Below are 26,315 nucleotides of genomic sequence, written 5' to 3' on the forward strand. Positions count from 1 at the left end.
TCATGCATTACAAATAAGGCTTTAAAGACTTAAAAACATTCAAATATCCATTTGCATACATATGTACACCATCAATGGCATACTCCGATTTCTGTTCACCATGTTCATCAACAAGTGCTTCATTACAATCAAGATAACGACAACCGTATTTTTCTGCTATTTCTTTTAATCGATGATTACATAATGTAAGATTTTCAGGAGTACGGAGTTTCATCCATTGGATTGATTGTTCTGTCTGCCATGGCAGGTGAAGATTTGCAAGATAAAACGCCATGATAAAAATTTCCACATCTGGAATACGGAATTTGATAATTTCCATGATTCTACAGATATTATCCATTAAATGTGACATCCACTGATCTCCAAATCGTTCTTTTGTAATATCATTAGTGCCGATATTGATAAATATCTTTGATGGCTCAAGATCTAAAAGCAATGTATCGATATTTTCCAGAAACTCATCTGTATTCAATCCACTAACGCCGCGATTATATATCACTTGTTCGATGCCCTGGCTTCGTGCAATTTCACAGACAGGAAACATTTCCATCAAGGATGATCCTGTAAAAAGAATTTGCCCTTTTAATGCTCCTTGGTTTAAATACCCGAAATTTCTGATTTTCATCCTTTGATTATCGTCCATAATATTATTCCTTTCATTTGTCCTGTTGATTCCCGATTTTCTTAATTCTACAAACCAGAAGTTATCGCATTGTTCCATCTTTAGGAAATTTGAATCATTGCTCCTACTGCATTATAGATTACATGTAACAGGAATGCTCCCCATAGGCAATTTGTCCTTTTATATACAGCATCGCAAAAAAAATGTAGTACAAGAAGCGATACTATGTATACCGTCGATAATGCATTGATAAATATTGCTCCAGATACTATCCATCTTACAGGATAATGTATGGATAAAAAAAGAACTGAATTAATTATACTAACAATCCATTGACCGTTTATGAGTCCAAACAGTCTTGTCTGTATGTACCCTCTAAATAGTATTTCTTCTTCAAAAGCAGCAAATAGAAATATAACCCAATTTAATAATGTAGGATTGATAAATGATACTGATTTCCCTTGGATTATATATAATGCCGTCTGTATAGCAAGTAGTACGAAACCTCCCGCTAAACCAAATACTATACTATTTTTGATATTATCAGAATTAATTCCAATACTTCTAATATTCTCTTTACTACAGTAAAAAAAGCAAAAGAATACTGCAATTAAAACCAATGGAATCAATATCTGCGATAAATTTAAAACAAAAACATTTGCATTTGTTGTATAAAGCCAACCTTGAAAGAAAGCACTACACATTATTAAGCAGTATGTTACAAGAGCTTTCATTCCATCCTTCTTTTCGTATTTTCTCAAATTACTTTTATACTGTACATTTACCCAGTTCATTTGATTTCCTCCACATACAGACTGATTCTATAATGCCTATATAAATATCGATTTGTTTAACTCTTTCCATGCTCCATCTTCTTGCCCTTCGGACAAGAAGCGTCCCTCGCTTTAAAGAGCTCGGTCAATTCCGATTTCTTAGTTTCAAAAACTGGATGTTATTTTTCTTCTATAGATTCTGTTACATTAGTTCTATATTTCTCTTCACATTCTTTTAAGTAATCAAAGCATAATCCGCCATCACATCTATAAAAAAATGGATCTTTACAAATTGTATTATCACTATTGAGAATAAATACAGGTATGACATCTTTATCGTTGCTGTTTATATAACTAATTTTGAAACTGTATCCTGTTCTTCCAAGTGAAATGCCATCTCTTTTCATTGAAATACCTTGAATATTCGCCACTATATATTCGATATCTTCTGAATCGGTGATAGTAAAACCAGTTCCTGTATTTCCATCGAACACATTTATATGGTCTACCTCAGAAGGATTTACATTCTTACCGAATTTTTTTGGCATGAAATAGCAACCTACTGTTCCTACCAATAACACAGCAATTAAAATAACCAGAATACACAGTTTCTTTTTCATACACTCTTTACCTCCTCAACTTCCGATTGAGATTTCACCTGTTTTAAGAGATTTAATAACTGTTATATTTTGTTATTAAATTCTCTGCAAACACTTGAAAACACTGGATTTGTCGCAGGTGAACTTTCCCTTATTGTTTCCCTTGTGTTACATCGTCCCGCCAGTGCTTACGAACTCTGATAAGGGAAAATACAAGGGCACAAGATGTCCGGTGGACATCTGCTCTGTGCCGACCGAAGCGGCAGCGGAGACCAAGAAAAATCATATAAAACAGTATAACACAAAATAAAACTGACATGGTGAACTGATTAAAATGCTTCTGATTTTTGTAACTGATGATTTATTGATCAATAAGGAGATAAGATACGATGAGAACAATATTTGCAGAATACAATCCACAGTGTAACAGTATTGATGTTTATACCAGTGCAGACTATATGCTTCGCATTGACTGCTGGGAAGCTGAAAAGAATTTAAAGACTACACCTGGTTCAGACTCCAATGATTTGTCATATATATCATTACCGCATTTTTTATTATAAGCAAACTGCCTTCCTACTCTTCTTTCATCTATGATCTCTGGCACACTCATTACCTAGGCAAAACGTGGTGGAAAAGAATCTCCGGAAACTTTGTGGCAGATTCCAGCTTCAAGAGATTTTAGAATTATAGGAAAAGACCGGCATCCTCACTTTCTGAGATTGTCGGTCTTTTCATAATGCTGATCATCGAAGATATTTCCCCGTTATGCTTCCTCTGTCACTGGCAATTTCCTCCGGGGTTCCTTTTGCAATGATTCTTCCACCGGCTTCTCCGCCTCCTGGTCCCATATCAATGATATAATCAGCATTGCGGATCACGTCCAGATCATGCTCAATGACAATGACTGTTGCACCCTTGGATACCAGACGGTCAAAAACCTTCAAAAGAGTCTGCACATCAAGAGGATGCAGACCAATCGTCGGCTCATCGAAGACGAACACCGACGCATCCTGTTTGCGTTCCATTTCCGATGCAAGTTTTAGTCTTTGTGCCTCTCCACCGGATAAGTTTGGAGTTGCTTCGCCTAATGTCAGATAACCCAGTCCCAGATCCTTTATAATCTGCAATCTTGAGCATATCTTTTTCATATCCTCACAGGCACGTAGAGCCTGTTGTACATCCATATCCATCAGTTCCGGCAGAGAATATAACTCTCCAGACTTTGTTTTCCTTTTAATATTCCCAGCGTCCCTGTTATATCTGCTTCCATGACAATCCGGACAAGGTACTTCCACATCCGGTAAAAACTGCACATCAAGGCTGATAGAACCTGTTCCATCGCAGGTCGGGCAACGCAGTTTTCCTGTATTGTAAGAAAAATCCCCTGCTTTATATCCCGCTTCCTTTGCATCCGGAAGTTTTGCATATACCTTTCGCAACTCATCATGCACATTTGCATAAGTTGCCACCGTAGAACGCACATTGATTCCAATCGGTGCCGCATCAATCAGTTTTACCTGTTCAATATCTTCCGCAGTAATATTTTTCACATGAGAGGGAAGTTTTGTTCCATTTATCATCGACTCTAATGCCGGAATCAGACTTTCCAGTATCAATGTCGTTTTCCCGGAACCGGAGACACCGGTCACCACTGTAAGTCTCCCTTTTGGAATATCTGCTTCCAGCGGCTTTACCGTATGAATAGCATCTGTCGAAAGGTGGATGGTTCCCAAAGAAAACATTTCCTGTTCAGATGCTTTCTTCCGATAAATGGGATGCATTTCTTTCAGAAATGTTCCAATTTGGGAATCCGGATTTGCTTCAATCTCAGGAATCGTCCCCTGTGCAATGATTCTTCCTCCGTCTGCCCCGGCTTTTGGTCCCATCTCCACAAGCCAGTCTGCCTCTGAAAGAATCTGCTTATCATGATCCACCAGAATAACAGAATTGCCATCCGCAATCAGATCATGCATGACATCCGTTAGTCCCACGATATTGGATGGGTGAAGACCGATAGACGGCTCATCAAGCACGTACAATACTCCTGTAGTCCGGTTTCTGACTGCCCGTGCAAGCTGCATTCGCTGCCGTTCCCCTGTCGAAAGAGTAGAAGCCGCTCTGTCCAATGACAGATAACCCAGACCCAGATCCATCAGCCGTTTTGCAACCATCTGAAAAGATTCACAGATATTTTCTGCCATTAACCGCATTTCTTCTGGCAGGGCATCCGGCACATGATTTACCCACTCTACAAGCTCTGAAAGTGACATCTTACAGGCATCTGCCAGTGTGATGCCGCATAATTTTGGCAGTCTCGCTCTCTTAGAAAGTCTTGTTCCGCCGCAATCCGGACATACATCCTCTTTCAAGAAACGTTCCACACGTTTCATGCCTTTCTCGTCTTTTACTTTGGATAAGGCATTCTCCACGGTATATACAGCATTGAAATATGTAAAATCAAGTTCGCCGGACTGGTTTGTATTTTTTGCTTTATAAAAAATATGCTTTTTTTCTGCCGGTCCATGATATACGATCTCTTTTTCCTCTTTTGTAAGTTCCTGAAATGGTACATCTGTACGGACTCCCATTTCCCTGCATACATCTGTCATGAGTGACCACATCAATGTTTTCCATGGAAGAACCGCACCTTCATCAATAGTCAGTGATTCATCCGGAACCAACGAAGCTTCATCTACTTTCCTAACAAATCCCGTTCCGCCACAAGTCTGGCAGGCTCCCTGCGAATTAAAAGAGAGTTCTTCCGCTGATGGTGCCAAAAAATGTGTTCCGCAGACAGGACAACAAAGTTCTTTCCCTGCCGCCACATCAAGTGTGGGTTCCAGATAATGGCCATAGGGACAACAGTGATTTGCAAGTCTTGAAAATATCAGTCGTAATGTGTTCAACAGTTCCGATCCGGTTCCAAACGTACTCCGGATTCCCGGAACCCCCGGTCTTTGGTGTAATGCCAGTGCCGCTGGAATATGCAGTACCTCATCCACCTGTGCTCTCGGTGCCTGTGTCATTCTTCTTCTGGTATAGGTCGATAACGCATCAAGATATCTCCGTGAACCTTCCGCATACAGCACTCCCAGTGCAAGGGATGACTTTCCGGAACCGGACACTCCGGCAATTCCCACAATCTTATTTAGTGGAATATCCACATCGATATGTTTCAGGTTATGAACATGTGCATTTCGAATTTTAATCACATTCGGATGATTCTGTTCCTTCATTTTCTTATCCTTTCCGTATAACAATTTTCATATGATTAGCGCCTATTAGGAAAACACACTGTCAAAGGGGTTCGTAGCGGGGGTTAGCCCGCTACTGCGGTATCTTCCGTAGTGTTGATTTCAATGTACTCGGCAATCTTGCGGAGCTCGTCAGCAAATTTGAATTTCACGCTGATATTACCGTTTTCATAGACCTTGATATAGTCCACAAGCTCAACCAAGATTTCACGGTTGAGGGCTTCAATGTTCTGATACTTCATAAAGGCTACCAGTGCAGGATGCTCGTTGTCTACACCGTTTGCCAGTTCTGCGCGTTCAGCGTTCAGACGAGTGAGCACTGCGGAAATATCAGAAGTCTGCCGTTCATAGTCTGCCTTCATATCCCGGTATTCCTGCTGGGTGATTTCACCGTCTTTCCAGTCCTGATAAAGAGATTGCTTGTAGCGTGTTATTTTTGTCAGTTCTCGCTCTTTTGCAGCTATCAGATCGTCCAGTCGGTAAGACTGGCTTTTTTTGATTGGAGCGGAATTGATCTGCGTGACGATTTCCGAGTAGGAAACAGCCAAATGTACCTGATGCTGTACAGCGAACAGAACAGCAGCCTCCAGCCGTTCATGCTTGATTGAGTGCATGGTGCAGGCTGTCCGGGAACGGTTCTTGTAGGTTGAGCAAGAATAATATACATTGTTGTTCTTGCCAACGCATCGGGTAATGGCCCGCCCGCAATCGGCACATTTCAGAAAGCCGCTGAATAAATGTACCTCACGGCCTTTCGGGGAAGTACGGGTATCACGCTGTAAGAGAGCCTGTACCTTGTCGAAAGTTTCATAGTCGATAATGGCCTCATGCGTTCCAGCCACTTCCACCCATTCCTCGCGGGGAACAGCTTCAATCTGGTGTACCTTGTAGCTTTTCACCCGGCTTCGGCCTTGGGCTAAATCCCCGGTGTAGGTCGGATTGGTAAGAATGGAGTGGATCATGCGGACTCCCCACATAGGATCGTCATACCCTCTTGTCGAAACAGGCAAGCCCTTTTGTACCTTGTAAGCCGAGGGGCTCGGTACGCCGTGTTCGTTCAGGTACAGCGCGATAGCACGTTTTGATGACCCTTGAATAAGCATTGTGAAAATGAGTTTGACATTTTCAGCAGCATCGGGATCAACAATCAGCCTGTGCTTGTCCTTTGGGTGCTTTACATAGCCGTAAGGAGCAAATGCTCCGATATACTGGCCGTTGCGCCGTTTGTAATCAAATACCTGCCGGATCTTTTTGGAAGTCTGATAGCAGTAATTATCGTTCATCACGTTTGTAATGGGAACGATGATATTTGAAACGCTGTCGGGGTTCTTGTAGCTGTCCACATTCTCAGCAAGGCTGATAAAGCGAACACCCATTTGAACAAACAGGTTATCGATCAAACTTCCGGCATCGCTATAATTTCGTGCGAAGCGGGACAGGTCTTTTACTATAACGCAGTTGATTTTACCACTCACGACATCCGCCAAGAGCCGTTGAAAATCTTCACGGTTAGCGTCCGTTCCAGTATGTCCGTCATCTACATATTCCGTGATACTTTCAAACTCGTCAATGTTGCGTCGGTAAAAATCGTTCAGTAGGTCACGCTGGTTCTTTACGCTGTTGCTATCGTCTTTTCCTTTTTTCAAATCTTCCTTTGAAAGCCGGATATAGATGCCCAGCCGCCAGCGGCGGATTGTGTAAGAGGGAGAGAAACTCTGCTGATACCCTCTGTTTTTTGCTCGTGCCATTGTTCCTCCTTCCCTATCACATTACACTTATATTATAACTCTGTCCGGGGAGGACAACAAGGATGCCTCCGCTTCGGGACACTTTGTCTCGAAGAAGCAAAATGAGCTGTAACCGAAGTTACAGCCCGCTTCTTTGCCGCAGCAGGAAATCCGTCAGCTTATCTTGGAGAGATGGCCCGCTTTCAGCAAATTCAATTTTCACGCCAACACCACCGATGCAAAAGCAGTATGGATTTTTGACAGTCTGCAAAAATCGAGAGATGCGCTCCTTTCGGGAAAGCGCATTGTCAAAGGTCATACCGCTCACATCAGGCAGGGACTCGGCAGCCACCGCGCCAATGTCAACGCTTCTCATTTGTTCAAGTTCCTGTGTAGTTAATTTCACGGTAAACCTCCTTCGCAGATTGATAGAACGCCTCCCTCTGTTTGGTGGGGAAACGCAACAGACCAGCACCGCCGGGATGCTGGTCTGTTGCCTTACTCCACCTTGGGACACTTTGTCTCGAGGTTTATTATAGTTTTTGAATATTAGAGAGCGCCGCACATATTTACTTGGCCTGTCCAAAGACAATCGTTATTTTCTGTGCGGCGCTCTCAACGCAAGCAAAGCGACAAGCCCGGAGGAACAGGCAGCCAACCTGTTCAGCGCCGGATCATGGCCTTGGGATGGCCGGGCCCATTTACAGTGTTGGTGTTGTTCGCTCAATCTCTTTAGGGAAATGTCACCGCGCACCCACCGTCTGGCTCCCCGTACTTACTCAGGGTTGCCGTTATTCCCTTGCGTTAAGAAGAAAACCTCCTCTCATAAACCGAGACATTTTTTCATCAATTCCAAGTGGGTTAAGAAGAAAAAATCAAAAATTTTTTTTCATGCGTTCAAGGCCACGCTTGATCGACTGGCGAATAGACTCCTCATGTACGCCCTCGGCCTCGGCAATTTCCTTAATCGACTTGCCAAGAATGATATGTGCGTCAATTCTACGGCCTTGGATCTCCGGCAGAGAATTGAGAGCGTTCCACAGACGAAGAAAGGTTTCCATCCGTTCAAGGAGCTCCTGCGGGGTCGGCTCATGCAGGCAAGCGGAATACTCAATCCCGTCATCGCAGTCCAGAGAATACTGCGCCTTGTGCCGGGAGAGCCGCCGCTGGTAGGCCATTTCATAGCGGGCATCGGCCTTGAATACCTCGGCCACCTCGTCAGAAACTTCGATAAGCTGATCCTGCGTGTACCAATAATAAAAATCTTTCAAATTGATAGTAGTCATCGTAAAATCCTCCATTTCAGTTTGTTCGGGGTTGGTCGGAAACGAAATGGAGTAACGGCGGAGAACGGCACCGCACCTCGGGACACTTTGTCTCGAAGTCTGGAAAGCAAAATGCGCCTGCGCGACACAAGGCCGCACAAGCGCATGAAAATATATTATCGGTTATGTACTGTTTAATTTCACATTCAAAGCCGGACTGCTCCGATGGGGGAGCTACGCTTTTTTTAACTGGTGCAGGTCATGGATACTGCGAAATAAAAAGAAGGACACGGTAAATTAACCTCCAATCGGCTACCGTGTCCCTGCAAGTCGTCATAGGTTTGTGTAAACGCAAAGAAACGGCGGCTCTGAAAATCAAAGCCGCCATTTCATAGGCGCGTGAAAATGTGTCTGCTGTACGACGGCTTTTTTTCTTTTGCCGTCGTGCGGCAGCTATATTTTAGGTGATAATCAATTATCTATTCTCTTTATTGCGGTGCTGTATATTCTTTTTGTACGGCTGTGGGAAGCTCGTCATACTGAACTTCAACCCATTCCAGCACTCCACGAATGGGCATTACCGTCAGACGAATAAAGGCGTCCTCTTTCAATTCCCTCGATGTTCCAAAGGTAATGTCCTTTTCGTTTCCGTCCTCGTCATAACAACGCAGCGTGTAGGAGTAGTCCATGCTTCCCCCAAAGTTAATTACACCTCCGGCAGATCCCGTCTGCTCGATCTTGGTGTTGTCGATCTGTGAATAGTAATAGGTGCTGCCTGCACCTGAAAGCAGTAAAATACCAAAACAGATTGCCACGAAAGCACCGGCACCAATCCCAATCAATATTTTTTTCTTCATGTGTAAGTCCTCCTGTTTACCAGCCTTTTTTGAGGGCGGTTTTTTTCGGCTTTTTAACAACTTTTGCGGATGAAACATTTTTTGTTGTAACTACAATAGCCACAGAAATCAATAAGACGACTATCATACTTAGGCTGCATAAGCCTATATTCCAATGAACAGCCGCATCATGGCTTCGGTACTGGATCAGTCCCATACTCGCTGTAATCGGATAGAGATTTGCAAGGGACATATTTCCGGCTGCGAACATTCCCCCGTAGCCATAGACAAATGCAAGAATAACACCTATCATGTGCCCGTTAGGAATACGGGCGGTAAAGGCTATAATCGGAGTTACGGCTATATACAAAAATAAGGTATTAAGGGTGATCTGTATCAAAGCCTGTATTACGGCTGTTACCGAAAATCCCGGAAAGCCAACAAGTAATTCCGCAGCGACAGTAAAAAATGTACTTGCCATACCCAAAAATACGGACAGGAAACCGCAAACAATCAGTTTTCCGCCAATCAACGCAGGGTAGGAAACAGGTATTGTCATAATGCTTTTTAAGGTATCATCTGATTTTTCACGAGCAATGATATATCCTGCAATCAGAGTAATGCACATAGGAAAAATGGTTGTCGTATTATTTTGAATGACGCGTTCGACCAAATGAGGGAAAGTCCAAACTGTACCATCTAATGCAGTAGAAGCAAAAAGAGTAATTCCAACGGAAAGAAGCATTAGCAGAATACCAGCCCAAATGATATGATACCGCTTTAACTTCCATAATTCTGTTTTAATGATCCGATACATTTTATTCCCCCCTTTTCTTGTATAAGAAGTCGATCAATGAGATTGATGCAACAGCCATTATCCCAAGAATGATAACCGTCTGAAAGGTTGAGGGAATAATTGCTTCCAAGGCATTTACATTCAATGGAAACCCATGTTTCACCATATCTCCCGCACCCCAGAGCGTTGTAAGCGGGATAGGCATGAGCCAACATAACCATTTAGGCAATGTTCCGAACAATGTTTCGACGGTAAGGCTCACTACACTGTAAAACACACATAGCAGAATGGAGAAGATGTATGTTTTGCTGAAAAAGACCACAAGTACGATAATCGGCAAAGTTCCCGCTGTAATGAATATTCCAAGTTCAACTGCAACAAGTAGTTTATAGGTAAGACCATGCACTTCCATTGAGAAACTGCCGCAAACAATGGTAGCAAGCATGGAAGCAAGGCAAAAGATAACTCCAAAAATAAATAGCACAATGATCTTTGCCATAATCATCTGTGTACTTGTTACCGGGATTGTGCGTAAATTTTTGAAAGTGTCATTGTCCCGTTCCATAAAAAACAGCATTGCTGCAATGACACCGATGATACACGGCAAGAGAAAAATAACGCCATATCCCATAACCATATTGAACAATCCATCAAAAAGGACTGATTTATTTGGGTACTTCTCCAACATTCTCGGTGTTGCCATCAGAAAGGTAATGGGAATAGGAAATAAAAAAGCGGACAAAAACACAAGTGGGATGATTTTTTTTCTCTTCAATTTCGCGAACTCACATTGAACCAGTTTAAGCAATTCCCTCACCCCCTGTTACTCTCTTGAAATAATCCTCAAGACTTTCTTCACAGGTATGCGCCTCTGATACCTCCAATCCGTTTTCTACAAAGGCAGTTACAATTTTCCCCACAGGTAGATCAAGGTTGTGCAGGCGCAAATTGTGGTCGTCCTGTATGGAGAAATGGTTTTCATGGAAATTGCGCTCCAAAATTCTTGCCGCCTGTGCAGTATCAGAGAGCGTAAACCGGATATGCTTACTGCTTTTTTGCTCCAGCTCAGCAAGGCTTTCTTCTTCCAGCAATGCGCCGTGGTCGATAATTCCAATATCGTCAGCCAGCAAGGAAATCTCCGAAAGAATGTGACTGGAAATCAAAATGGTTTTTCCTCGCGCGTCACAAAGCTCACGAATAAAGGAACGTACTTCTGCAATACCGATGGGGTCGAGGCCGTTGATCGGCTCATCCAAAATCAAAAGCTCCGGATCGTGCATAACGGCAAGGGCGATGGCAAGCCGCTGCTTCATGCCAAGAGAATACTGTGAAAAGAGCTTTTTATCTTTGTAGGGCAGTCCTACCAGATCCAGAGCATCTTTGATAGCATGATTGTTTGGTACGCCCCGCAGAGTAGCAAAGATACGCAGGTTCTCTGTGCCGGTCAGATTGGGATAAAAGCCGGGGGACTCAATTAGACTGCCAATGCGGGGGAGCAACTTCTTTTCATTCCCTTGCAAAGACTTTCCCCAGATTTTGACCTCCCCGGAAGTCGGCTCCGTTAAGCCCAACAGCATTTTCATGGTAGTGGTTTTTCCGGCTCCGTTTCTGCCCAGCAGACCGTAAATTCTCCCACGCTTCACATGAATATTTAAGTCAGCCACACTCTTTTGTGAGCCGTATTGCTTCGTCAGATTTTTTGTTTCAATGATATAATTTGTATCCATATTCAAAACCTCCTGTTCTGTAAGGTATTCTATCATGCCAACCTTGCATTAACCTTGCCGCAACCTTGCATTAACCTTGCAATTTGAAATCCAGTAAAATGACAAAGGCTCCCGCCATAAAGACGGGAACCCGCTTAACTCTCCAAAGGAAAAAGCAACATAAATTCAGTTCCTTTTCCCGGCAAACTTTCAACTGTTATACTCCCACCCATCTTTTCTACAAGCTGATGGACAATAGAAAGACCAAGACCGCTTCCTTTTTCAGACCGTCCTTTGTCACACTTATAGAGCCGTTCAAAAATGTGTTTCAAATCTTCCTTCTCAATTCCCACTCCATTATCCGCCAGCAGCAACTCCATGTTATTTTCCTTCTTTGACAGGGCAATTTTGATTTTGTCTGCATGGCTGTGAGCGATTACATTTTGAATAAGGTTATTGATGATCCTCATATAGCTGTCCATATCCAATCTTACCCGGACAGGCTGTTCGGGAATATCGATGTCATACTCAACCTGTTTATCCTCAAAAATCGGTATCCAGTCAATGAGGATATTTCTTGTCAGCTCTGCGGCCTCAACGCTCTGGATTTCCAAAGCAAACTCGTTTGAATTTAACTTGAACCAGTCAAAGAGTACATCAATATATTCTTTCAGATCATGGGCTTTCCGGCGGGCGGTTTCAATATAATCATCCCGGTCTTTTCCTGTGACCAGTCCTTTGTGTGCAGCGTCAAGATACCCAATCAGAGTAGTAAGGGGCGTTCGCACGTCATGGGAAAGGCTCGTCATAAGTTGGCGGTTGGTTTCTTCTGTCTGCCGTACAGTTGAAAGTCTGCTTTCATAGGCCACAACGATCTCATTGATTTCATAGGCAAGAGGTGCTGTCAGTTCATTTGTTGCAGATAGAATACGCCGGTTGCCATTTCCGTTTTTCACATCAACCAGCACATCGGTCATTTCTGCTATTTGTTTTTTTACACGCCGAACGAGAACGATGGAAGTCAATACAGCCACAACAGCAATCACAATGGACAAGGATACGATAATTTCCATGCTGACTACACCTCCTTATTAAACCGGTAGCCAATCCCTTTGACCGTTTGTATATACTTTGGGCTTGAAGGATTGACTTCTAATTTTTTACGAAGTCGGCTGATAATCGCCATAATGTTACTGTCATCATAGAAATATTCTTCGCCCCATACTTCCTCATAAATCTGCTGTTTGGTCAAAATTTTCCCTTGATGTTTTGCACAGTACAGGAGCAAATCAAATTCCTTTGGGGGCAGTTCAAAAGTGCCGTTTGATGTAGTAACAGAACGATTTTCAAGGTCAATCTGCAATCCGTAAAAATTTAGCTTTTGTATGGCTCCAGCTTGCTGATTAAAGCGAGTGTAGCGGCGAATAAGAGACGCAATACGGGCAATCAGTTCATCCATATCAAACGGTTTTGTAAGATAATCGTCCGCTCCGGCCCGTAAGCCCCGTACTTTAGAAATGCTGTCATTTTTAGATGTGAACATCAAAATCGGCAAGCTGTACTCCTTGCGAATTTCTTCCAGCGTTTCAAACCCGTCCATGCCGGGCATCATCACATCCAGCACCACAAGCTGGTATTCCTGCTCTCTTAATTTTTGTAAGCCCTCTTTTCCGGTATTACAAAAATCAGCTTCTATGTTTTCTGCTTGTACGCTACGTTTAATCAAAGTGCACAGCTCTTTGTCATCATCTATAATCAGGATTTTATTCATGGCGCAACTCCTTTCCTTGTTTTGTCCTTCCGTCAATCGGCTTTTCCGCATCTTTTGGAATTAGCCAGATAGTTGCCATCTTTACAGCACCAGGAATACGCCCGGCAGCACAATAGTAATTTACTCTACGAGGTGTCACGCCCCATTTTTCGGCGGCCTCTTTTAGTGTCATATAATCCATTCTGCACCTCCATAGAGTATATTATAGTTCTTCGACTCGAACAATACAAGTTTTGGAAGAAAAGAATGTGAAATTAAATAGTCAGTAGTATGAAATACACAGTCGTTCAAATAATATCACATGAAATGTAAAATCATATCAGGTGATGTTATGAAGATAGAACGAGATGAAAGACGCTTTGATTTTCACGATATAGGGCTCGCCATCAAGCGTGCAAGAGAAGCCAGCGGTATGACACAGGAGCAACTGGCCTATATTGTTGACCGCGCTCCGCGTACCATTATGTATAATGAAAATGATGGTCAGCATCCAAGCTTCAACACCTTTTATCAGATGGTCACAATGTTTGATATATCGGTGGATCAATACTTTTACCCGTCCCAGAATAGCGGGAGCGAGTGCAGGAAGCGGATTGATGCCATGTTGAACGCCTTGGACGAAAGAGAATTGAAAATCGTTGAAGCTACAATCCAAGCGATGAAAGCGGCCAAGGAAACGGAGGATGCGTAAAGAGAAACACGCGCCTCCGTTTTTTCGCGCCACTTCCGGGGTTGCGCGTTTCGGCAAGCAATTCGGGTGTGGCCACACTCCGAAATTTTTGCTGGCCGCAGGCCCGCAAAAATGCTTGTTGGGGAGCTCCCCAAACCCGCTGGACTTCGGGACAAATTGTCCCAAAGTTCCGGCGCTATGCGCCTGTTGTCTGCGGCCTGTCGCTATCGCTCCTGGGCCTTATTTTCCCGCCCGTCTGTCACGCCGAGCAGATGATCTATGTTCGCTTTGACCGCCACAGCCTGCCGCATATCCGCCTGGGCCTTGCGGTATTCCGCATAGAGGGCTTTTTTCTTTCCCGCCAATTCCTGGCGGGACTTTTTCATATCCGCCATCTTTGGCAATTTTGCACCGTCCAAAAGCTCATTCATAGTGGCCCGGGCCGCCCGGTAAGCGGCAAGCTCCGCCTCATGCTCCGACAGATATTTTTTACTGTACCGGGCCGCCTTGTAACCGTCAAACACAGGCCGGGTTTTTGCGTAGTCCACAGTAGCCGCCATGAGCCCGGAGGTCTTTTCCAGCTCCGCCTCCGTTTGCCGCAATTCCTCGGACAGCGTGTGAAAACGCTCTACTGCCTTTTCTGTACTGGCCGCCAGCGCCTCATAGTCCATCAAATCATTTTCCCGCAGGTACTGGAGCGCAGCAGCCATCTGTTTCAGATTGTAAACCTTGGCCCACCGTTCATAGGCCGGGCCCTTGCCCTGTGCCATGCGCTCTTGAATGTCTATAATCAGATTAACACGCCGGGCAGGAGCCGGAGCCTCCTGCGGGAGCTCCGGGATCGGACGCTCCCCGGCAATCATAGCCCGGATGTCCTCGGGATCAAAACCATCCCCGAGGGTAGATGCCCGCAGGCGGGTGGGCTTATCCTGTCCGGGAGCAAGAAAGGAGATCACACCGCCACGGCCATGCTTTACCAGAAAGCCGGTCTCCTCCATGAGCCTCAGAAACGCCGGAAAATCGGCGGGCTGTTTTTTCAGAGCCTCCACGATGGCCAGCCGCACCCGCTGTTTTGCAGAGGGCGGCTTTTCCACAATCCACTGGCCATAATGGAGATACCGGCCCTTGCTGTGCTGTTTTGGATTTTGGATCACAGAGAGGTCATGCTCAACGCACACCCGGTCAGAGAGCCGCCGCAGAGCAAAGCTGGAGCCGATAAAATTATGGAACTTCCGGGAGCGGTCAAAGGCCGTTGAATTGAAATAAATGTGATTGTGGAGGTGGCTCTTGTCTGTGTGGGTGCAGACAAAAAACTGATACTTTCCCTTTGTCCAGCGCATGGCTGTTTCATAGCCGATCTGGTTGGCCTCCTCTGCTGTTACTTCGCCGGGTGGGAACGCCTGCCGGATTTGAAAAAACAGGGCTCCACGCTCTACGGCCCGGCCCATTTCCGCCTGGTACTGACTCTTTACCAGCAGAAACTCAGCGGGAGCCGTGGCCGGATCGCAGAGGTATGAGGACAGGGCTCCCAGCTTTTTCGGATTAAGCCCATAGTTAAAGCGTTCCTCCATTGTCTGGACAGCGCCTTTCCCAGCCGCCACCTTGTAGGGCCGGATATAAGTTGTAGCCGTGAGCACACCTCCTTCCAAAAGAAAACGGCGGCTGTCCGTCCAGCCGCCGCAGGGGGCTTCGGGACAAATTGTCCCAAAGCGTTATCCTGTGATAAAACTCTTTAGCGAGTAGTTGAGACTGTCCAGCTTGTCAATGAGCCACTCCGCCACAGCGGGCAGGCCGAAGGGCGAAACAGCAAAGGCGATCACAAGCCCCTGTATGCCCCAGCGATCCCCCGTGATTAAAGCAAACAGGGCTCCGATCAGACAGAGAAAGGACAGGGCGCAGAACACCCATGACGCAAAGGAAAAAGCAAAATTCAATACTGCCACAAGGAGCGTGAGGGCCAGAACAAAGGGGGCCGCTAAAAGTTTCAGAATGATCCGCATCGCTTGATACCTCCTTGAAAAGTGTGGTTTATGGTTCCTTACATGATAATTATACCTCTGTCCGGGAGGGACAACAAGGATGCCTCCGGCTTTCAGCACCTCGGGACAAATTGTCCCGAAGTAGTGAAAACCGGGGAGCGGCATACGCCACTCCCCGGCAGGATCAGAGCTCCACCAATGCGGAGAGCTTTTTCAGCAGATCGAACAGCGGCCCCCACAGGGCGGCATAGTCCCGTTGCAAAGCGGCGATCTCCTCGGGGTAAATCCCGCCGTAGGTGTTGGCCTGGATCGCCACTTGATTGAGGTTGTTTGAGCACCGCCGCTGGAGCGATACCAACTCCCGGACGGGCGAGAGGTCAACATGGAGCACATAGCCATTGAGGGCCATTTTCCGCATATAGGCCCCCATATTGCGGATGCCCGACTCGGCCATGCGTTGTTGAATAAGGGCCTGCTCCTCCTCGGACACCATCACATGGAGATGGATCGGGCGGCGGCGTTTCTTTGTCATCGTTCCTCCCGTTCCCGGCTCCGGCGCTTGTGGGGCGGTTCCTTAACCTTATCCAGCTCCTTTTCCTCCGGGGGTGGGGCCTGGTTATTGAGAACACCGTCCAGCATATTGTAATTGTGCTCGGTGGCGATCTCCGCACTTTTCATCGGGTTATATCTTTCTTCCATACAAATCCTCCTATCGGTCGCCCCGGTCGGGGGCCTTTTTCTTATGGATGGGATCGCCCTGGCTGGCTTCGGCCAGAGCTCCGGCCTCTTTCATCTGCTGGGCAATCGAGAGGGGCCTGTCATCGTTTTTTCGGGATAATTCAGAAATGACGGAGGCAGGACGGAGCTCATAGTCAGACGCCTCCTTTTCGGTCAGCGGTCTTGTATAAGTCAGATGCCCCCATGCCAGAAATGCGCCGCCCTCCACCGGGATGCGGCGGTCATAGTTGACGATCTCATCCGGGGCATTGTGGGGCGGTTTGGGGAATGTCCCGATGTCCACAGGCCGCTGGGTAGAGTAATATTTGTAAAGGCCGGGGGCCTCGGTCTGCACGATCCCCACATAGTAAAGCCGCTGATAGTCCTTTACCCGGTCTGAAAAATCCTGTTCCATAGCGGCCAGATCGTTGCCGTAATGTCCCCATTCATACTGCCGCTGGCCGTTCTTATCATCGTAACAGGCCCATGTGACATAGGGGGATGGAGCTGTGGGATGATGCCCCAGCGCAAAGCCCCTGCCATTTTCCAGCATCACAGCCTTCAAAATGGAATAGCCTTGATTTTTGTCCACAAATACACCTCCTTCATCGTGTCATATCCTTTTCCGTTTTCCGGGCAAAGGGCTGGAGCTGGTAAGGGCTCTGCCCATCCTCCGGGCGCAAAAATTCCATCCGGCCCGCCGCATATATGGCATTTTTCGTAAGCTGTCTCTGCCATGCTCCCTGGCTGGGAGCCCACTTAAAACCGTTGCTTTTCAGTTCCCGCCGCTGTTCCTCCGATGGCTTTTCCTCAAAAAAGAGCTGCAAGCGGTTTTCTCCTTCGTTGATTTCCGCCCGTCCCCCGGGAAAGGCCCAGCCCGCATATTCCGACTGGCTTTTCAAATCCTCAATGCGCTGGCGTGTGCGGCGGATGTTGGCGTTGTTGTTGGTAAGCAGATAGGACGGATAGGGTACGGGATTTTTGCGCCAGTCGGATGCCATAGAGGACTGGAACTTTCCAATTTCCTCGGCGGACAGGACGGGACAGCCCTCCAGCGTTTTATGCTTGCGGTAGTAGGCATTGACGGTTTTCATTTCCTCCTGCATGGCCTCCAGCCCTGCCAGCTTCGCCTCCAGCTTTTCCACGGCCCGGTCATCGTCTGCGCTGATCCCGCCCATACCTGTTGAGCGCACCTTATCCAGCAGGCCCTCGATCTGCATATATTCGCCCATATTCTTATCCCGGGCGGCGTTCTGCTTTTCCTTTTTCCGCACCGGGAAGTTGGAGCCTCCGGCGATGAGGATCGAGGGTACACGGGCATCTATGAGATTGCACTGGTTGATGTTCTCCGCCAGCTTGCGGGCATAGCGGTCTATGAGCCCGTCAATCTTTTCGTGGTACATGGGATCGACACGCCCTTTCTGCTGTTTCCCGAGGGTATAGGCCCGATCCACCATTTCACGGTAAGCGGCGGTGGCGGAGCCGGGAACATAGTCGGAAAAGCTGTTGGCGTTTTTGGCACGCCGGGCGGCCTCCTCATTGATGGGGTAATATTTCGGCATAATTCCTCCTCTCAGAAAGCGGGTACTTCGGGACAAAGTGTCCCAAAGTCCCGCTGTATGGATGTTGACAGCATCGGGGCAAACGGGGCCAGACCGTAGAATGATACGGCAGGCCAACGAAATGGCCCCGGAAAGCCTTGCTATAAGCGGGTTTTACAGGCCCTAATTGTCAACGGATGCACCCCGCTTTTTCCGCATATATTCCCGTTGCTGGCGGCGGTGGGCTTTCTTTGCACAGGCCGCCGAGCAGTACGCCTGCCGCCTGTCCGGGGGAACAGGCCCGCCGCATACCGGGCATATCTTAAAATCCGGCCTTGGGCCCTCGCTCATAAGGGCCACTTCCAGCGCCGGATCAAGGGGCAGGACGGACTCCCGGAAATAGCGGCAGTATGATCCCGTCCAGCATTTACCCAGCATATAGCAATCGCTATCCAGCGGCAGGCATCCGTATTCCCGGTCATAGTTAGCGCACCATGTTACCACAAGAGAGCGGATCGCTGTCTTTTCCTTGCGTGTCAGTTCACGGGACAATCCATCACCTCCCGCCAGCCCCGGCCTTCAAAAGCTCCTTGTAGCAGGACACACAGGCGATCCCCCGCCAGTAACAGCAGCCATAACAGGCGGAGCCCCTGGGCGGCCTGTTCTCAGCGGGAGCCTGGGGACGGGGTTTTTCTTTCATCATTCGTTCAAAGGGACTGTTGGTAAAATTCATCTGATTTCCTCCTTTTCTTCGGTTTCGTCCTCCTCGTCCCACGGGGGGCCGTCATCTTCAAACTCGTCATAGTCCGGGTACTCCCCGCCATCGTCCTCCTCGGGCTGGTCAGCTTGCTGGTGTTTCGGACAGTAAATCTTGAAATACCATGCGGCCCCGCCGCCGATGCCCATGACAGCCAGCACCAAAAGGATCATCCCGGCGTTGCCCGGCTTCTCGGGTTCCGGCTCCGGCTCTGGGGCAGGCTCGGGCTCCGGCTCTGCGCCTACGCATTTTGCCAGATTGACGGAGCACACCGGGCAGTCTGTATTCACAGTCCCCGCCGCACATTTCTCCGGACAGGAGCAGACCGCCTGTTCCACGCCAGCGGCCTCGGCTGCGGCCAGCAGATCCCCCTCATCCACAACGCTGAAAAAGTAGGTTTCATACTGTTCACCTTCCTCGTCCACAGGCTTGTCATAATCAATGACAATGTAAAAGGTATTGCCGCCGCTGGTCTGTACGGTAATAAACTGCTTGTTGGTGTGCTCGTCATAGAGCAGATCACGGGTTACAAGGTTTCCCTCCTCGGAAAAGCCCTCGCCCGGCGTAATAGTCGGCTCCGGGGCCGGGGTTTCCATTGTGGGATCGCCGTAGTCCTCGCCCTCGCCGCCTGCGTAGGCATAGGCGGGAACGCTAAAGCCGCATAACAAAACAGCGGCACAAAGCACCGCTGTCAAAACTCGAAACCGTTTCATATTCAGTTTTCCTCCTTTTCCTCATCCTCGGACTTCGGGACACTTTGTCCCAAAGCCCCGCCGCCTTTCAGCTTTTCAAACAGCAGGGGCAGTTCCGCAAGGGGGATGCTCATGCCACGCACGATGTCCACGATCTCGCTGTTTTCCGCCTCCAGCTTTTTCTGCTCCAGCTCCCTGAGCCGGGCCTGCTGTTCGCTGATTTTGGCCTTGACCTTATCAATCTCGGCTTGGATTTTCATGCTTTTTGCTGTTGCCATAAATGACCTCCAATCATGGTAAACGCCCGTAGGCGTAAAAATGAGACTGCCAGTAGCTTGTATTTAAGTTTGCGTATCCGATGGGATCTCCGCAGTGGAGCATCCGCCCATCGCCTACATAAATCCCACAGTGGCTCACGCCCGGGGTATCATAGGTTCCCTTGAAAAACACAAGGTTGCCGGGCCTTGGGGAGCTGGTCGGAGTGCAGATGTTGTAAAGCCCCTGCGCCCCAAGACGACCCACATTCCAGCCGGAGTGATTGATCACCCATGACACATAGCCGGAGCAGTCAAAGGATGTAGACGGGCTGGAGCCGCCCCACACATAGGGATAGCCGATGTATTTCTCTGCCTCCGAGAAAATAGCGGCGAATGTTTCATCGTCCAGATATTCCCCCGGAACCTCATAGCCCTCCGGCGGGTTGGTAATGTATTTGTCTACATAGGGGGAGTCGGGAAACAGGTCGGGACGGTTGCCGAGGGTGGACATATAGATGGAGTACCGGGACATCTGTTCTTCGCTCAACAGGGAAACAGGCAGGTGGGACAGGTTTTTGTTTTCCAGCGTCACATAGCAGATGTACCACGAATAGGGTTCATCGTCGCTGTCGTAGCGTGTCTCCACCTCCACACGCTCCGTCAGAATATACTGGCGGTCAAAGAGCATTTGCAGGGAGCCCTCCACCTGTGAAAGCGTCCATTCCCCCTCATGGAGCGCCGACAGCAGGGAAATGAGCACATAGGGATCGTGTTCGATCTCGTCCAGATCGAAGTGGTACTCGTCATAATCGTGGGTGCTTTCGTAGGTATCAAGGTAGGTTTGCAGTTCTGCCTCCAGCCCGGCATAAGCCGCCTCCGCCCCTAAAATCGCCTCATCCTCAGAGGGGTAAGTGGTGGCCCCCAGCGCCCCGGCTCCGGCGTTGCCGATGGACACCAGCGAGGACGAACAGGACTGGAGCAGGACGATCACAAGGACACAGGCCAGAGCCAGCAGGCATCCGACTGGATGGCGCTTCACAAACCCGGCGGCCCGGGCTGTCAGCTTTTCCGTGGCGGCGGCTGTTTTCCCGGCGGCTTTGGCTCCCTGTTTTGCGGCCTCCTTCGCCCGCTTCTGGTATTGCCTTCTAAGCCGCTGTTTCTGCCAGTACCGGGTAAAATAGTTTTGGGAAAGCTCCGGGTGCTCCTGTGCGGCGGTGTGGAAATGATAATCCGCCGCTGCTTTCTGATACCTGGCCTCGGCCCGGCTGGCCGCCCTTGCCGGATGCTCCCGGACTTTGCGCTTTACAAACCGGGAGCCATGCCGCAGGATAACCTCCCCGGCAAGTTCCGAACGGTGGGCCCCTTCCGTTCCTACATTTTCCTGCTCCACCTCGTAGAGCTTGCCATGCACAAAGCCGTGAACGCCCCATCCGGCGGCCCCCGCCGCCTTACGGATCGGGCCTTTTTGTTTGGGCGGCTTCTGCTTTGCCAGCTTTTCCCGGGCGGCTTCCCGTTTTTCGCCCCGCTTTTCCATGCGGAGCTTGGATGCCGCCGCCTGTTCCTGCTGGCTTTTCTGCCGAAATTTTGACTTTGGGACACTTTGTCCCGAAGTGCCAGCCGCCCCGGGCGCCTGTTCAGAGCCAGCCCCAAAAGCAGGGCCACCGGGCTCGGCAGCTCCGCCTCCGGGTTCCGTATGCGTTTGGGACTCCGGGCGTGGTTTATTCGGTTTTCGCTTCATTCTTCATATCCTCCGGTCGGGTGGTTAAGAGGTCATAGATTTCCCCCTTCGGGAACCGATCCACAAACGGGATGGTCACATTCCCGTAAAACAGCAGGCCCTCGCCGGAATTAGAGTGGGTAATGTAGGAAAGCTGATGCTCGGAAATACCGAGCTGTCTTGCCAAAATCGCCCGGTCGCTCTGAGCTTGCGAGAGCAAAATCATAAAATCGGTGTTATCCAGAATGTTCTCAATCTCCCGGCTGGCCAGAAGGTCTTTTACATTCTGCGTGAGGGCGCTGGGAACGCAGCCTTTCTTTCTCAGCATTTTCCACACCGCCACAAAATAGCTGGCGGTCAGCGGATCACGGAGCAGGACATGGAACTCATCGAAGTAGCACCATGTCGCCACGCCCTCCCGGAAGTTGGTATCTACCGCCTGGGACACAAATTCATTTGTGATGTGCATGGCGATCTTGCGGAGGTTTTCTCCCATGTTTTTCAGCACGATACACACCACCCGGCTGTCGGTTTTCACATTCGTGGGATGGTTAAACAGGTTGAGGGAGCCGGTGCAGTAGAGCTCAAGGGCGGTTGCCACACGCCGGGCCTCGGGCTCCGGCTGTTTCAAGAGCTCCTCGTACAAGTCCTGCAAAAGCGGGGTTTTTCCCGTATCAAGCCCAAGGGCCTGTTCCCGGTACACCAGCCGCACACAGCGGTCAACAACTGTCTTTTCGATGGGCTGTAAGCCTTCCTTTCCGCCTACCACCAGCTCGCACAGGGAAAGCAGGAAATCTGCCTTCATGGAAAGAGGGCTCTCCCCGGCGGCCATGTTAAGCTCCACATCCATCGGGTTTAGGTGGTGGTGGCTGTCCGGGGCAATCTCGATCACCTGTCCGCCCAGCCTGCGAACCAGCGGGGCATATTCGCCCATCGGATCGACAATGATAATCCGATCCTGGGGGATGGTCAGAAAGACATTGAGCAGTTCCCGCTTTGCCGCAAAGGATTTTCCCGAGCCTGTAGAGCCGAGGTACATTCCGTTGGCCGACTTCAGCTTTTTGCGGTCAGCCATAATGACATTGTGGGAAAGGGCGTTCATGCCATAGTAGAGGGCCTGCCCGTCCATCCGCAGCTCCCTTGTCATAAAGGGGATAAAAATTGCTGTGGAGCTGGTTGTCATACCACGCTGGATCTCCACTTCGTTGTAGCCGAGGGCCAGCGAGGACACAAAGCCCTGCTCCTGTTGCCAGTCCAGCCGCTTGAGGGCGCAGTTGTATTTCTGTGCGATGCCGCCCACGGTAAACACATCATTTTCCAGCCGCTGGCGGGTAGGGGCCATATTGACTACCGTAAAAGTCAAAAGGAACATCCTTTCGTTGCGGGACTGGAGGTCGGCAAGGAGCTCCGCCGCATCCTTGGAAAAGGTAATGAGGTCGGGCGGGAGAATGTCGGGATCATACCCGGCCCGGACAGCCTTCCGCTGTTCCTCCACCTTCATTTTCCCGATGTCGGAGATTTTTCCCTTGATGGTTTTGATGGCCTTTAGCTGATCCACCGTCTGGATATGGAGGGTTACGGTCATTTCCGCATCCAGCTCCAGCATTTCTGCCAGCAGTTTATCCGAGAGCTCAGACGCCAAAATCTGCAAGTAGGAAACAGCGCCCCAATACTGGCCCACCCGGAACAGGCGGGAGTGCCGGAAGTCAAAGCTGTCCGGGGCGATATAGTCCTTGGTGCCAAGCCCCGTCTGCGGGATGTCCTTCCATGAAAAGCGGAACGGTTCCCGGTTGCCCGGATGCATCTGGCTGTGAAGCAGGGCCAGCCTTGCCCGTCCGTCCATCGGTTCACAGGGAACACCCAGCCGCTTAAAGTTGCCCATCACATCGGCTTCCACACGCTCCAGACGGGGCCGGGCCTCCACGATCCCTCCGGCTGGGATGCCGAAAGTAATGTACTTGGAGCGTTCAATCCCGTTGTTAGACCGGGCGATCTGGTTTTTCAGCATCCCGGTAAATTCCTCCCGGACGCTGTTAAAATCATCATCCGCCTGGGGAATGTTTACCTTATAGCGGCTCCGGGAGTGGGAGCGGCGGTTGATAAAGGAAAGCTGGAACGGCAGGGAGCTGTCAAAGTAGTTGAGAAATGAGCTCCAACCGCCAAAGATTGCAGTCTGATCCTCAGTGGATGCCACGGAATAATTGATGTCCTCATATTCCACGGTCTTTGTGTAGAGCCCGCCGGGGAGCTTGCATACCCCGTCCGGATGCATCGCCACATAGGGGATCGTCTGCTGGGCGGACAGGGCCGCCCGGTTTTTAGCCTTTGCGGTTTTTCTTCCGCTGGTTGGATTTGCCTTTCGCAATCACATCCTCCTTTCTCACAGCGCCCCGTTCGGCAAAGGGGGCGTAAATGTTTTGTGTCTGATAGGGCCTGACTCCGGACCGCAGAAACCGGGCCCGTATGATGTTTTTCAGCACCTTTTCCGCCGGGAGCCCGTCTTTTTCATACATGGCCAGAAGAAACGCCGGGAGCATCACGGCCAGCATAAGGAACATGGCCCCGGTATTGCCGATAGAGCCCCGGGCCAGCAGATAGGACGGGATGCCTACCGCCGCCGCACAGCTAAAACAGATGAGCTGGCGCTTGGTAAGGTTTAGGGCCATTTTGGTTTTTACTTTTGACAGGTCGTTGGGTACATTCACATAGGGCATGGATCAGCCTCCTTTCCGGCCCCTTTAACCTCGGGACACTTTGTCCCAAAGTCCGGGATCGTGCTTTTCACTTCATTTCCCCACACCTCCCAGCCGGGCGGGGACTGTCTGGCAAAGAGCTCCACCCGGGGCAGGTCGCCCATAAGGGCCACGATCTTTTCCCGGGCCTCGTCCGGCTTTTTGCTGTGGGCTTCAATCGGGGAAATGATAAACTGATGGATATTTGCCGCCTGCCGTTTGGGATGGCCCTTGGTAGCTAGCAGGCAGATTTCTGCATTTCCCCTCGTCCAGAAGCCAAGGCCATAAAACCAACTGTCCGCCTTTTTATTCTTTTTCAGCCAGACAAAGGCCACAGACTTATAGCGGAAGCCCCACGCCTCTATGAGCCGCAGGGCCTCCGGGAGCTGGGGGAAAGTCGCCCACAAAAAAAGTGCACTGTCCGGGGCGGCCAGATCAGCCACCGGGAGCGCACACAGATCGTCAATCCCCATTGTGGGATAATGGTTTTCTGCCGCCCCCTGTACTTTATTGCGCTGGTACTGCCAAGGGGGATCGGCGTAAATGATAGAATAGTTTCCGATAGTCATACTCCTTTCTGCCCGGCTTTGACCGCCTCAGTAGCCAGCCGGATGCGTTCTGTAGCTGGGGCGTAAAAGGCCGGGGCGGTTTCAAAGCATACAAAGCGGCGGCCCGTATTGACGGCAGCCACAGCAGTCGTGCCGGAGCCAGCGCAGATGTCTGCCACTACCTCCCCGGGCCGGGTATAGGTTCTGATGAGATACTCGCACAGCTCCACGGGTTTCTGCGTTGGGTGGACGGTACGCTGTACGGAAGAAAAGGCCAGCAGGTTTCCGGGAAAACGAAGGCCATCCTCTGATCCGCTGCTGGAACGCAGGAATTTTCCATAGTTGGGGCTGTTGTCCCCTGTCCGGGAAATTTTCTTATAGGGCTTGCCCTGTTCAAACTGCGGATCGTAATAGGGCAATTTTTGATAAAACACCAGAATGTTTTCCGTCCGCTTTAGGGGAGCCCGCCTTGCATTGAGAAAGCCAGTACACCTGCTTTTGTACCACACCCATTCATAGCGGAGCATAGAGAGGTTGGATGCCCCCAGCACCTTATCATAGGGGCATTGTGCGAAAAACAGCACTGCGCCATCCGGTTTGACAGCCCACTTGACCGCCTCCCACAGCTCCGGGAGCGGGAGCGGCACATCCCAAAAATTCCGGGTAGTGCCATAGGGTGGATCGGTAAGGAGCATATCAACCGAGTGCTTCGGCAAAGAGCGCAGCCCTTCAATCCCGTCCATCAAAAACAGCCCCTCCGGGCAGGCTGGAGACTTCGGGACAATTTGTCTCGAGGTCACATCACCTGTCATTCCGGGCCTCCTTTTTCTTTGCCGGGGCGGTTCGGGCGGCATTTTCCTTCCCAGCCTCCCTTGCGGCCTGTGCCATCTGCTCCTTGATCGGGGTGGGGCGGACTGCCTCGGCCCGGGCGATGAGCTTTTCCACCGCTGAATGGTACGCCTGGGCTCCCGCCGCATTGAGCCGCTCCTGGGTGGCCCGGTCATTGATCCGCACCGTGGAGCGGTAGCCCGTCCTGCTGGTGGGATCGGGTTTGCTGGGAGCCCCGAGGAAAATCCCGTTCTTGCCATCCACCACCTTGAAATCGTCGATCACTACACCGCCATAGTTGACGCTGGCAAAGCCGATGAGCTTGCCTTGGGGCTCAATCGGGCGAACCGTAACTTCGATGGGAACAGCGGCCTCCTGCAAAATTGCGTCCGTCCGCAGCTTAACTGCCTCGTCCACCGTCACGCCTTTTACCTCGGCCAGCTCCGCAATCGGCGCATCAAACAGCCAGCGCCGCTCCTCGGCGGCGATCTGTTCCGGGGTTAATATGACATCCTTACTCAAAAT

At 49.4% G+C, this 26,315-nt stretch carries 30 protein-coding genes and 1 pseudogene; 2 read left to right on the top strand and 29 right to left on the bottom strand.

Features of this window, described 5'->3' with window-relative positions; all coding sequences use genetic code 11:
- Positions 1–7: 7 nt before the first annotated feature.
- The 3 genes from RHOM_RS13120 to RHOM_RS13130 form a co-directional block, all read right to left on the bottom strand.
- The gene (locus RHOM_RS13120) at positions 8–643 is read right to left on the bottom strand and encodes a GDSL-type esterase/lipase family protein (protein WP_044025049.1); all 636 of its coding nucleotides are present in this window, start codon (positions 641–643) and stop codon (positions 8–10) included.
- A gap of 80 nt (positions 644–723) precedes the next feature.
- Positions 724–1,416, bottom strand: coding sequence for a CPBP family intramembrane glutamic endopeptidase (locus tag RHOM_RS13125; protein WP_014080803.1), 693 nt, complete (start codon positions 1,414–1,416; stop codon positions 724–726).
- Between the two features lie 158 nt (positions 1,417–1,574).
- Positions 1,575–2,015 carry a hypothetical protein gene (locus tag RHOM_RS13130; protein WP_014080804.1) on the bottom strand — a complete coding sequence of 147 codons (441 nt, stop codon included), beginning with the start codon at positions 2,013–2,015 and terminating at the stop codon, positions 1,575–1,577.
- Positions 2,016–2,383: 368 nt separating this feature from the next.
- On the opposite strand from RHOM_RS13130, the pseudogene RHOM_RS17735 reads away from it, so the two are divergent.
- Positions 2,384–2,512: pseudogene (locus RHOM_RS17735) on the top strand (DUF6061 family protein); the annotation flags it as partial.
- A 228-nt stretch (positions 2,513–2,740) separates the two neighbouring features.
- Here the strand turns inward: RHOM_RS17735 and RHOM_RS13135 are convergent.
- The 11 genes from RHOM_RS13135 to RHOM_RS13185 all read right to left on the bottom strand — a co-directional run bounded on the left by RHOM_RS13135 (position 2,741) and on the right by RHOM_RS13185 (position 13,533).
- On the bottom strand, positions 2,741–5,233 hold the full coding sequence (locus tag RHOM_RS13135) for an excinuclease ABC subunit UvrA (RefSeq protein WP_014080806.1): 2,493 nt from the start codon (positions 5,231–5,233) through the stop codon (positions 2,741–2,743).
- 83 nt (positions 5,234–5,316) lie between these two features.
- On the bottom strand, positions 5,317–6,999 hold the full coding sequence (locus RHOM_RS13140) for a recombinase family protein (RefSeq protein ID WP_005933562.1): 1,683 nt from the start codon (positions 6,997–6,999) through the stop codon (positions 5,317–5,319).
- Between the two features lie 118 nt (positions 7,000–7,117).
- Complete coding sequence (locus RHOM_RS13145; protein ID WP_007884026.1) at positions 7,118–7,384, bottom strand: DUF6870 family protein; 267 nt, start codon at positions 7,382–7,384, stop codon at positions 7,118–7,120.
- 469 nt (positions 7,385–7,853) lie between these two features.
- Positions 7,854–8,264 (bottom strand): sigma-70 family RNA polymerase sigma factor, encoded by a 411-nt coding sequence (locus tag RHOM_RS13150; protein ID WP_014080807.1) that lies wholly within the window; start codon positions 8,262–8,264, stop codon positions 7,854–7,856.
- 467 nt (positions 8,265–8,731) lie between these two features.
- Positions 8,732–9,100: a YxeA family protein gene (locus tag RHOM_RS13155; protein ID WP_005933575.1), complete on the bottom strand. Its 369-nt coding sequence runs from the start codon at positions 9,098–9,100 to the stop codon at positions 8,732–8,734.
- A gap of 16 nt (positions 9,101–9,116) precedes the next feature.
- The gene (locus tag RHOM_RS13160; RefSeq protein WP_005933580.1) at positions 9,117–9,896 is read right to left on the bottom strand and encodes an ABC transporter permease; all 780 of its coding nucleotides are present in this window, start codon (positions 9,894–9,896) and stop codon (positions 9,117–9,119) included.
- 1 nt (position 9,897) lies between these two features.
- Positions 9,898–10,683, bottom strand: a complete 786-nt coding sequence (locus tag RHOM_RS13165) for an ABC transporter permease (RefSeq protein WP_014080808.1) — start codon at positions 10,681–10,683, stop codon at positions 9,898–9,900.
- Positions 10,676–11,602: an ABC transporter ATP-binding protein gene (locus RHOM_RS13170; protein WP_014080809.1), complete on the bottom strand. Its 927-nt coding sequence runs from the start codon at positions 11,600–11,602 to the stop codon at positions 10,676–10,678. The genes RHOM_RS13165 and RHOM_RS13170 overlap by 8 nt, the downstream gene beginning before the upstream one ends.
- 134 nt (positions 11,603–11,736) lie before the next feature.
- Positions 11,737–12,654: a sensor histidine kinase gene (locus RHOM_RS13175; protein WP_005933586.1), complete on the bottom strand. Its 918-nt coding sequence runs from the start codon at positions 12,652–12,654 to the stop codon at positions 11,737–11,739.
- Between the two features lie 5 nt (positions 12,655–12,659).
- A complete protein-coding gene (locus RHOM_RS13180) occupies positions 12,660–13,352 on the bottom strand; it encodes a response regulator transcription factor (RefSeq protein ID WP_007884039.1) in 693 nt (230 codons plus the stop codon).
- Entirely contained in the window at positions 13,345–13,533 is a 189-nt protein-coding gene (locus tag RHOM_RS13185; protein ID WP_007884040.1) for a helix-turn-helix domain-containing protein, read from the bottom strand. The genes RHOM_RS13180 and RHOM_RS13185 overlap by 8 nt, the downstream gene beginning before the upstream one ends.
- Before the next feature lie 150 nt (positions 13,534–13,683).
- Between RHOM_RS13185 and RHOM_RS13190 the strand changes: the two genes are divergently transcribed.
- Positions 13,684–14,043: a helix-turn-helix transcriptional regulator gene (locus RHOM_RS13190; protein WP_014080810.1), complete on the top strand. Its 360-nt coding sequence runs from the start codon at positions 13,684–13,686 to the stop codon at positions 14,041–14,043.
- 203 nt (positions 14,044–14,246) lie between these two features.
- Here RHOM_RS13190 and RHOM_RS13195 read toward each other — a convergent pair whose 3' ends face one another.
- From RHOM_RS13195 to RHOM_RS13260, 15 genes are all read right to left on the bottom strand, one after another.
- A complete protein-coding gene (locus tag RHOM_RS13195; protein WP_044025051.1) occupies positions 14,247–15,593 on the bottom strand; it encodes a relaxase/mobilization nuclease domain-containing protein in 1,347 nt (448 codons plus the stop codon).
- Positions 15,594–15,734: 141 nt separating this feature from the next.
- Positions 15,735–16,022: a CD1845 family protein gene (locus RHOM_RS13200; RefSeq protein ID WP_014080812.1), complete on the bottom strand. Its 288-nt coding sequence runs from the start codon at positions 16,020–16,022 to the stop codon at positions 15,735–15,737.
- Between the two features lie 163 nt (positions 16,023–16,185).
- Positions 16,186–16,533 (bottom strand): plasmid mobilization protein, encoded by a 348-nt coding sequence (locus RHOM_RS13205; protein ID WP_005933598.1) that lies wholly within the window; start codon positions 16,531–16,533, stop codon positions 16,186–16,188.
- Positions 16,530–16,700, bottom strand: a complete 171-nt coding sequence (locus RHOM_RS17100; RefSeq protein ID WP_005933602.1) for a DUF4316 domain-containing protein — start codon at positions 16,698–16,700, stop codon at positions 16,530–16,532. The genes RHOM_RS13205 and RHOM_RS17100 overlap by 4 nt, the downstream gene beginning before the upstream one ends.
- 10 nt (positions 16,701–16,710) lie before the next feature.
- A complete protein-coding gene (locus RHOM_RS13210; protein WP_005933606.1) occupies positions 16,711–17,310 on the bottom strand; it encodes a defense against restriction DarA-related protein in 600 nt (199 codons plus the stop codon).
- A 13-nt stretch (positions 17,311–17,323) separates the two neighbouring features.
- The gene (locus tag RHOM_RS13215; RefSeq protein ID WP_005933609.1) at positions 17,324–18,280 is read right to left on the bottom strand and encodes a hypothetical protein; all 957 of its coding nucleotides are present in this window, start codon (positions 18,278–18,280) and stop codon (positions 17,324–17,326) included.
- A 162-nt stretch (positions 18,281–18,442) separates the two neighbouring features.
- Entirely contained in the window at positions 18,443–18,811 is a 369-nt protein-coding gene (locus RHOM_RS13220) for a cysteine-rich VLP domain-containing protein (protein ID WP_005933611.1), read from the bottom strand.
- A gap of 177 nt (positions 18,812–18,988) precedes the next feature.
- Complete coding sequence (locus RHOM_RS13225; protein ID WP_005933614.1) at positions 18,989–19,729, bottom strand: DUF4366 domain-containing protein; 741 nt, start codon at positions 19,727–19,729, stop codon at positions 18,989–18,991.
- Between the two features lie 2 nt (positions 19,730–19,731).
- Complete coding sequence (locus RHOM_RS13230) at positions 19,732–19,986, bottom strand: DUF4315 family protein (protein WP_005933616.1); 255 nt, start codon at positions 19,984–19,986, stop codon at positions 19,732–19,734.
- 13 nt (positions 19,987–19,999) lie between these two features.
- Positions 20,000–21,703, bottom strand: coding sequence for a C40 family peptidase (locus tag RHOM_RS13235; RefSeq protein ID WP_005933618.1), 1,704 nt, complete (start codon positions 21,701–21,703; stop codon positions 20,000–20,002).
- Positions 21,684–23,987 (bottom strand): VirB4-like conjugal transfer ATPase, CD1110 family, encoded by a 2,304-nt coding sequence (locus RHOM_RS13240; protein ID WP_369122137.1) that lies wholly within the window; start codon positions 23,985–23,987, stop codon positions 21,684–21,686. Before RHOM_RS13240 ends, RHOM_RS13235 begins: the two co-directional genes overlap by 20 nt.
- 13 nt (positions 23,988–24,000) lie before the next feature.
- Positions 24,001–24,396, bottom strand: coding sequence for a PrgI family protein (locus RHOM_RS13245; protein WP_005933624.1), 396 nt, complete (start codon positions 24,394–24,396; stop codon positions 24,001–24,003).
- Positions 24,384–24,983, bottom strand: a complete 600-nt coding sequence (locus tag RHOM_RS13250) for an MT-A70 family methyltransferase (RefSeq protein WP_005933628.1) — start codon at positions 24,981–24,983, stop codon at positions 24,384–24,386. Before RHOM_RS13250 ends, RHOM_RS13245 begins: the two co-directional genes overlap by 13 nt.
- Complete coding sequence (locus RHOM_RS13255) at positions 24,980–25,774, bottom strand: DNA-methyltransferase (protein ID WP_005933631.1); 795 nt, start codon at positions 25,772–25,774, stop codon at positions 24,980–24,982. The genes RHOM_RS13250 and RHOM_RS13255 overlap by 4 nt, the downstream gene beginning before the upstream one ends.
- A complete protein-coding gene (locus RHOM_RS13260) occupies positions 25,764–26,312 on the bottom strand; it encodes a septation protein SpoVG family protein (RefSeq protein ID WP_005933634.1) in 549 nt (182 codons plus the stop codon). Before RHOM_RS13260 ends, RHOM_RS13255 begins: the two co-directional genes overlap by 11 nt.
- Positions 26,313–26,315 lie beyond the last annotated feature (3 nt).

It is taken from the genome of Roseburia hominis A2-183, from assembly GCF_000225345.1.
Taxonomy (GTDB): Bacteria; Bacillota; Clostridia; order Lachnospirales; family Lachnospiraceae; genus Roseburia; species Roseburia hominis.